Genomic DNA, 7,370 nt, shown 5'->3' with positions numbered 1-7,370 from the left:
CTCCTGACGTCGCGAGTTACGGGCGGCGCCTGCATTGACGCATCTTCGACAACAAAGCCGGCGTTGCCAGTCAGAGCCTTTGCTCTTGCTCTTTCTCGTGCTTTTGCTCTTCTTGCGCGCCAGTTCAGACGCCACGAAGTGCGACCTCGTCAGGCCGAGTGGAGGTGCCTGTAGCGGCCAGGTGCGCAGCACCCTTCGGCGTTAGCCGAAGACGCGAGATGAAGACTTGCGAAGCAAGTCGTAGGCCGCGATGGCCGCGAAAGGCGCCGGAGGGAGGGGACCCGGAGCGAAGCGTAGGGCCTGATGTGGGAGCGAGCGGTTTTGCTTACTTTTTCCAAGAAAAAAGTAAGCCGCCGTAAAGGCGGAAGGGGCCGGCGCAGTCGCCGCCACGACCGGATAAGCTCGCAGCACCAGCACCAGCACTAGCACCACAGAGCAAACGATGTGTAGGTCCCCACGCTCACCGCGGACCATCGGGAGCGGGCGTTGCCCGCGACAGCCTCCGCCCGGCCAAAGCGCCATAGCCGACCCGCTGCAACCCCGGCAGGCGCTGTTCCAGCAGTTCCATCAGGGACTCCCCGCTTTCCAGGTAGGCATCGCCAAAATCCGCACACCCCAGCGCACTGGGATGCACCACCACCTCCAGCACCCCGGTCTGTGGAGTCAGCCCGTCGCGCAGGTCCACCGGGGTGCACACGTGATCCGCGCAACCCCCGGCCAACTGGCGCAGGCGCCGGTTGAGCAAGGCCTTGAACGCCCGCTTGCCCGCGCCGATATTGCGTCCCAGGTTGCGCGCCAGGCGCACCGGCACTCCCTCGCGGGCGGCAAAGCGGGCGACGATCTCGCCGATGGGCCAGACATTGTGCACGTGCTGGTGCGAATCCAGGTGGCTGGGCAGCAAGCCCAGGCCCAGGCAGTGCTGCCACTGCGCAGCGAGTTCCAGCTCCACCGCCTGCCGTGTGCGCCGGCTCAGCCACAGGCATTTGCGCGACAGGCTGAAGTCGAACTCGCCCGCTTCGTTGCACAACGCCGGCTCTTCCAGGATCGCCTCGCTCAACGGCCGACCATGGCTGAGGTTGAAATGCAGCCCGATCCGCCCGCGCAGCAGCGGCTGCTGCCGGGCCAGGGCGCAGGCGTTGCGGAACGCCGGCATGTTGGCCATGGCCGTGGCGGAGCTGATCACGCCGCTCTGGAAGGCGCGCAGGATCACCGCGTTGGTGGGCTCGTTGAGGCCGAAATCATCGGCGTTGACTATGACCTGGAGGGACATTGCGCGGCTCCTGCGACAGAGGGACGAGGGGCGACCCGGACCGGGGCCGGAACCTTGGCGGGCGGCAGCCAGGGCCGCACGCGCCGCCACAGGCGCAGGGCCAGGCCGAGGCACAGGCCGGACAGGCGCCAGCTGTAGAAACTATGGCGCAGATGCTCGACCTGGCCGGTCATGCGTTCGTGCAACTGATGACTGGAGTTCTCCAGGCTGACCCGCGAGGCGTCGATCCACTGCCAGCCGTCGTCCAGCCCCCAGTCGATCCATTCCTGCAGCAGCACCCGGCCGCTGCCCAGCTCGGCATGGGCCGGCAGGAACGCCAGGTTGTAGTCGTAGAGCCGGCCCCGTTCCAGCAGGCCGAGGCGATAGCTGATGCATTCACCGTCCAGCTCCAGTACTACCAGGCGCAGGCGATTCTCGGCCGCGAGGCCGGCCAGGGCCTGGAACATCCAGGCCCGCGACTGCAACGTGCTGAAGATGCCGACACCGTCGTCGCCTTTCCAGCTGGCATCTTCCACCGCGGCAATGCGCTGCAACCAGTCAGCGACATTGTTGGCATCCGGCACCACCCGACACACCCGGGCGCCACAGGCAGCGATGCGCTTGCGGGCGCGGCGCAGCTTGTAGCGCGGGTCGCCGCTGACTTCCTGGCGATCCGCGCTGCTCAGCCAGTGCACCGGTACGTTGCAGGCGCGGCGGCATTCGTGGGTCGAACTGCGCCAGCCCCAATGCCGCAGCCAGGGCTCGCCGGCGGTGACTTCGTTGAGTTGCAGCAGGGCGTGGGGCAGATGCCGGCGGATCTCGCGCAGCACCTGCGGCGCGTCGTGCTCGGCCAGGTCGATGAGCAGACCGACCCGGTCGCTCAACGGCCAGCCGAGGTGACGCAGCACGACGAAGCCCGGCAGCCCGGCCTTCAGCGGCATGCGCAGCAGCGGCAGGCACAGGCACAGGCGCTCGCCGTCATGGCCGAGCAGCACGTGCAGGCTTTGCCCCGGTCGCAAGGCCGCTTCTGCGGCCTGCAGCCAGGCCAGGCCATTGAACGGCGTGCTCTGCGGCAGGCGCTGGCACAGCGCTTCGTAGTCGCTCACGGGAAAGGCGGGGGTCGACAGCGAGGTCAACCAGCTCAGGCGCAGCCCCATCTCAGGCAGCCCCCACCGGCGTCGGCGCCACCGCCGGCTTGCGCAGCGCAGCCAGGCGCGAGCCCTCGTAGCGACTCTGGCGGTAGAACTTCCAGCGCCCGAACAGGCAGTACACATGGGTGATCCGGCCCTGCTCGGCATAGCCCATGCGCAGGTGCAGTTTCAGCGCCGGGATATTGTGGCTCTCGCAGACGTCCACCACCTTGTCGCAACCCTGGGCGTGCATGGCCTTCCACAGGTTCAGCTGCAGGTCCACCGACAGCGTGGTGCCCCAGTAGGCGCGGGTCAGCTCACCGCCGAACTCGAAGAACTCGCCGCGCTTGACCGGGAACCAGCAGCCATAGAAATGATGGTCGTGGTAGTCCTTGGGGCAGCCCCAGATGAACGCGACGACATGGCCTTCGGGGTCGCGGTGGATGATCCCGGTGTGACCTTCGCGGACCATCTCGCGCATGGTCTCGATGCGATCGCCGAAGTAGCGGGCGAAGGCATGCACGTTGTGCAAGGTGGTCAGTTCGCTGTGGGTCGGCGGGCTGGGCTTGAGGTTGTGCGGGGGCACGGGGCTGACCAGGTCGCGCTCCATCCAGAGCAGCTCCCAGTGATAGAACACGTAGTGCCGAAAGGCCGTGTTGAGGGTCGAGCGCAGTCCTTTGTGCCGAAGGTGGTTTTGCAGCTGGTTCAGTACACGCATGATTGCCTCCTGGATCGGGCAAGGCGGGTGGTCCGGCGCGTCGCGCTCACGACGCGCTCCAGCTCAGGGCGAACAGGGTTCGTCCCGGCAACTCGAAGCCGAACTGCCCGCCGCGACAGGCCAGGTCGGCCTTGCGTGGCTGCAGATCGGCTCCGAAGAAGGTCAATTCGGATCGGGCCGGGCATTGCCCGGCAGCGGCAGCGAAACGCACCTGCTGGCGGCGTTCGCTCTTGTTCACGCCCAGCAGGCTGCGCCGCGGGCCGCGGGCCATGGCCAGGGCGTCGACTTCGAAGGCGTCGTTGTCCAGTTGCACGACTTCGTCCAGCCAGTGCTGCTGGATGAACTGCTGGGCCAGGCCCACCGGCTTGAGCACGAACTCCCGTGGGCCGAGCACTTGCAGCATGCCCTTGGGATACTCCGGCTCGTCGGCGGCCTGGAACCAGTTGAGCATGTCCAGCAGGCCGTCGGCGCTGGCGTTGATCGCCACCGACGTCCACCACAGGGCGCCGTCGAAGCCGTTCTGTTCATACAGGCTGAGGGTGGAGCCGCTGGACAGGTTGGTCTGGTCCAGCAGCAGCGCCTTGCGTGGCCGGCCACGGTCGTTCAGGCCCACCAGGGCGGCGGCCTGGCGCACCTGGTCGCGGTAGACCCGGGTGGCCAGCAGGTCGCGGACCATCCATTCGTGCCAGGCCAGGGCGTCGACACGCGGGCCGAATTCGTCCAGCAGGCGTTTCGCCCAGTCCAGGCCACGGCGCTCGCTGCTGTGTTCGGCCAGCGGGCCGTTGACCAGCCGCGAGCTGGCCGGCAGGGCGATGCGCACGCCGGCCTCGCGGGCGCCGGCATAGTCCTCGACCTGCTGCAGGCGCTGGGCGAAGAAGGCGCGGAAGTCGTCGTAGCTGGCGTAGTTGAGATTCGGCTCGTCGGCGAAGGCAACGTAGTGCCGGCCCGCGCCGCCCAGGGCCACGCTGGCGGCCAGCCAGGCATCCAGGCCCCGGCGGCTGGTGCTGTCGTCGCTGAGGTCGGCGCGGCGGCCGGTGGCGGCGAGCAGGGTGATGTCGTCGTTGATGCCGAAGCGTTGCCGGTACAGGCGACGGAAGGCATTTTCGTATTCGGGCTGCCGCGCGAGCACATCGACGAAGCTGTAGAACCCCGCCGCCTGCGGCCGCAGGGCATCCAGTACCGAATGGCTGGCGGCGGGCGGCAGCAGATAGGGCAGGTTCAAGCCCAGTTTCGCGGTCGGACCCAGGTGCCGGGCACCCAGGCGCAGGTCGACCTGGCCGGGTTGCTCGCGCAGCGGTTGCAGGTCTTCGACACGGCGGGCGAACAGGTTGGCCGTACCGTCGAGCCAGAACGCCGCCTTGCCGCGACCTTGCAACGCCAGGCGCCAGATCTGCGTTTTGGCGCTGACGGGCAGCGTCACTTGCTGGTATTGCCAGTAGGCCGGTTGCTGCACCAGGGACAGGCTCAGCGTCTTGCCGTCTTCCAGGCGCACCGCGTTCAGGCCGCTGACGCCGCCATGGTACTTGCCGGCCAGCACGGCTTCTTCCCCTGCAGCCACGCGGAAATACAAGGTAGTTTCGGCCTCCACCTGCAGGCTGAAATGTACCCGCGCCGGGGCGAATTGCGCCTGGGTGCTGTCGTCGAAGGCCGGGCGGTAGCGGCGGAAGCTGTAGCCAGGGATCTCCAGGCGATAGCTGCCATGCCCGCTGGATAGCGGCCATTGCTGCTGGCCGCGGACTTCCCGGGCGGCGATATCCCGGTGCGCAGCGAGCCGGCCCTGGCCGTCCAGGAGGAACACCTGCTCCGGGTTGGCCTGCGCCTGCCAGGCACCGGTCCAGTCCAGGCGCAGGGTGTCGCTGCGCACCGGGGTCAGGTACAGGGCGCCGTCGCGGATATCCGGCCAGCGCTGTTCGGCCGCGCCAGCCAGGCCGCTGAGCAGCAGGAGGGCCGGCAGCAGGGCCTTCATCCGGCGACCCTCCCGGGCAGCATGCGGCGCAACGGCAGCAGGTCGGCGGGCAGGACGATCAGGGTGCGCCACCAGGCTACGCCGCTGAGCCGGCAGTACAGCACCAGCATGGCCAGGGTCACCACCAGGTAGGCGATGGACGAGGCCAGCGCCGCGCCGACGATGCCATGGCGGGGGATCAGCAGGACATTGAGCAGCAGGTTCAGCGCCGCGCCCACGCCCATCATCAGCGACACGCTGCCGGGACGGTTCTTGCCCAGCAGGTCGAGGCGCAGGATGCTCGCGTAGCACAGGCCGAACAGCCCCGGCAGCAGCGCCAGCAGGGCCGGGTAGGCGGGCTGGTAGGCGACGCCGAACAGGGTGACGATCAGCCATTCGCCGATCAGCGCCATGCCCAGGCAGGCACCCAGCATCACAGTGGCAGTCAGGCGCAGCGCCAGCGGGGTGATATGCGCCATGCCTTCGTCCTGCTGCAGCAGGCGTTTCATCAGCGGTGTGGTCACTGCCTCGGGCACGATCAGCAACAGCTCCGCAGCGGCGGTGGCCATGGCGTAGTGACCGAGGGCAGTGCTGCCGAGCAAGGCGCCGATGAACAGGTAGTCGGAGCGCAGGATCACCTGCTGGAACAACAGGTCGGGGTGGCTCTTGGCGCTATAGGCCAGCAGCTCGCGCTGGCCGCTGCGGTCCCAGCACAGGCGCAGTTGCCGGCCGCGGCGCAGCCACAACAGGCCGAGCACCACCACCAGGCCCAGGCCCAGCAACCAGCTGGCCAGGGCGGCGGGCAGTGCCGCTTGCGGCCAGAGCAGGTAGAAGGCCAGGAACAGCAGCAGCGGCACCAGCGACTCGCTCAGGCGCAGGGCATTGAACGCGCCGACCGCGCCGGTGGCGTTGTGCAGGGTCAGCAGGCCGCTTTTCAGCACGCTGAGCGGCACCGCCAGCAACAGCAGCCAGGCCAGCAGGCCAAGCTGCTCGGTGACTTCCAGCTGGATGCCGAAGCCTTGCAGCACGGCGAGGCAGGCCAGGGTCAGCAGAGCGGCCAGCAGGCAGCCGTACACCAGCACCTGGGTCAGCAGCAGGCCGAGGTTGCGCTGTTGCGCCGCCTGGTAGCCGATGGCGCTGTTGAGGCCGCCGCTGGTAGCGGCGGCGATCAGGTCCGGCAGGCTGCTGAGCAGGGCGAACAGGCCGCGCTCGCTGGGACCGAGCAGACGGGCCAGGAGCACGTTGCGCAGCAGGCGCAGGGCGATCATCGCCAGCTTGGTGCCCATGCTCAGGGCCAGGTGGCGCAGGTAGTGTCCGCGGCTCATGGGTTGCCTCCACGGCTGATGCGCCAGGCCAGCAGCGAGGGCCGGCTGGCATTGCGCTGGCTGACGCCGATGCGCGGCAGGGCCAGGGGGTCGTCGCTGCTCTGGCAGAGCCCGGCGCGGGTGCTCAGGGCCCAGGGGTAGCGGTGCGCGGCAAGCCGCTGGCGGACCCGCAGGTCATGGTCGCCGTTGGGGTAGCAGTACACCGGCAACGGGTTGCGGCAACCCTGCGCCAGGGCACTGTGGCTGCGGCTGATCTCGTCTTCCAGGCGGTGGTCGTCGAGGCCCGGAAGCAGGGCGTGGCTGGCGCCGTGGGGACCGAAGGCGATCAGCCCGGAATCTTCCAGCTGGCGCACCTGCTGCCAGTCCAGGGCCTGGGGCAGGGACTCCGCCGGGCAGGCGTCGGTGAGCAGGTGCAGGGCGGCGGGGGCGAGGCTCTTGAGGCTTTGCAGGTAGTGCGCCAGGGCCAGGCTGCGGGCCTGTGGCGCGTCGTGCATGAAGTAGGCTGCGGGCAGCGGCCGGCCGACCCGGCGCAGTTTCTCGATCATCTGGTGCCGCGCCGGCTCGCCGTGGCTGCCCCACAGGGTTTCGCCGAGGCTTTCCCACCAGAAGCGCTGGCGGCTGCCGATGAAGTCGGTGGAGAGGAAGATGCTCGCCGGCATCTCGTAGCGCTGCAGCAGCGGGAAGGCGTGCAGGGCGTTGTCGCGCCAGCCGTCGTCGAAGGTCAGTGCCACCCGTGGCCGCTTGCCGCTGCCCTGGCCTTGCAGCAGGTCCAGCAGCGGCAGGCAGTCGAAGTGCTGGCGCAGCCAGCGCAGCAGGCGCTCGAAGGCCTGCGGGCCGACGCACAGTTCGTTGCGGTGTGGCAGGGCGGCGGCACGATCGTCCGGCAGCACCCGGTGCAGCATCAGGATCAGCCCGGCGCCACGCAGCTGGCGACGCCCTGCCGGGGAGTTCAGGTAGACCCAGCCTCGGGCGCGCTTGATGGAGGTCTTGATCGGCATGGTCC

General features: G+C 68.8%; 6 protein-coding genes. All 6 read right to left on the bottom strand.

From position 1 onward, the window contains the following. Positions 1-460 precede the first annotated feature (460 nt). Genes V0R59_RS29650 through V0R59_RS29625 form a run of 6 tightly spaced genes read right to left on the bottom strand, consistent with a single transcriptional unit; the run spans position 461 to position 7,365 of the window. A complete protein-coding gene (locus tag V0R59_RS29650; protein WP_330074127.1) occupies positions 461-1,270 on the bottom strand; it encodes a carbohydrate deacetylase in 810 nt (269 codons plus the stop codon). Continuing rightward, the gene (locus tag V0R59_RS29645) at positions 1,252-2,406 is read right to left on the bottom strand and encodes a GNAT family N-acetyltransferase (RefSeq protein ID WP_330074126.1); all 1,155 of its coding nucleotides are present in this window, start codon (positions 2,404-2,406) and stop codon (positions 1,252-1,254) included. The genes V0R59_RS29650 and V0R59_RS29645 overlap by 19 nt, the downstream gene beginning before the upstream one ends. Position 2,407: 1 nt before the next feature. Further along, the gene (locus V0R59_RS29640; protein WP_330074125.1) at positions 2,408-3,097 is read right to left on the bottom strand and encodes a GNAT family N-acetyltransferase; all 690 of its coding nucleotides are present in this window, start codon (positions 3,095-3,097) and stop codon (positions 2,408-2,410) included. Between the two features lie 46 nt (positions 3,098-3,143). Next, positions 3,144-5,063, bottom strand: a complete 1,920-nt coding sequence (locus tag V0R59_RS29635; RefSeq protein ID WP_330074124.1) for a hypothetical protein — start codon at positions 5,061-5,063, stop codon at positions 3,144-3,146. Beyond that, positions 5,060-6,367, bottom strand: coding sequence for a lipopolysaccharide biosynthesis protein (locus V0R59_RS29630; protein ID WP_330074123.1), 1,308 nt, complete (start codon positions 6,365-6,367; stop codon positions 5,060-5,062). Before V0R59_RS29630 ends, V0R59_RS29635 begins: the two co-directional genes overlap by 4 nt. Next, a complete protein-coding gene (locus V0R59_RS29625) occupies positions 6,364-7,365 on the bottom strand; it encodes a polysaccharide deacetylase family protein (protein ID WP_330074122.1) in 1,002 nt (333 codons plus the stop codon). Before V0R59_RS29625 ends, V0R59_RS29630 begins: the two co-directional genes overlap by 4 nt. Between the last annotated feature and the right edge of the window lie 5 nt (positions 7,366-7,370).

The organism is Pseudomonas ulcerans, from assembly GCF_036324125.1.
Lineage (GTDB): Bacteria > Pseudomonadota > Gammaproteobacteria > Pseudomonadales > Pseudomonadaceae > Aquipseudomonas > Aquipseudomonas ulcerans.
This window is presented reverse-complemented; position numbering and strand designations above follow the sequence as displayed.

Bases quoted from the DNA above. Each gene is read 5' to 3' on its own strand.
- V0R59_RS29640 (WP_330074125.1), bottom strand. From the start codon at position 3,097: ATGCGTGTACTGAACCAGCTGCAAAACCACCTTCGGCACAAAGGACTG.
- V0R59_RS29650 (WP_330074127.1), bottom strand. From the start codon at position 1,270: ATGTCCCTCCAGGTCATAGTCAACGCCGATGATTTCGGCCTCAACGAG.
- V0R59_RS29635 (WP_330074124.1), bottom strand. From the start codon at position 5,063: ATGAAGGCCCTGCTGCCGGCCCTCCTGCTGCTCAGCGGCCTGGCTGGC.
- V0R59_RS29645 (WP_330074126.1), bottom strand. From the start codon at position 2,406: ATGGGGCTGCGCCTGAGCTGGTTGACCTCGCTGTCGACCCCCGCCTTT.
- V0R59_RS29625 (WP_330074122.1), bottom strand. From the start codon at position 7,365: ATGCCGATCAAGACCTCCATCAAGCGCGCCCGAGGCTGGGTCTACCTG.
- V0R59_RS29630 (WP_330074123.1), bottom strand. From the start codon at position 6,367: ATGAGCCGCGGACACTACCTGCGCCACCTGGCCCTGAGCATGGGCACC.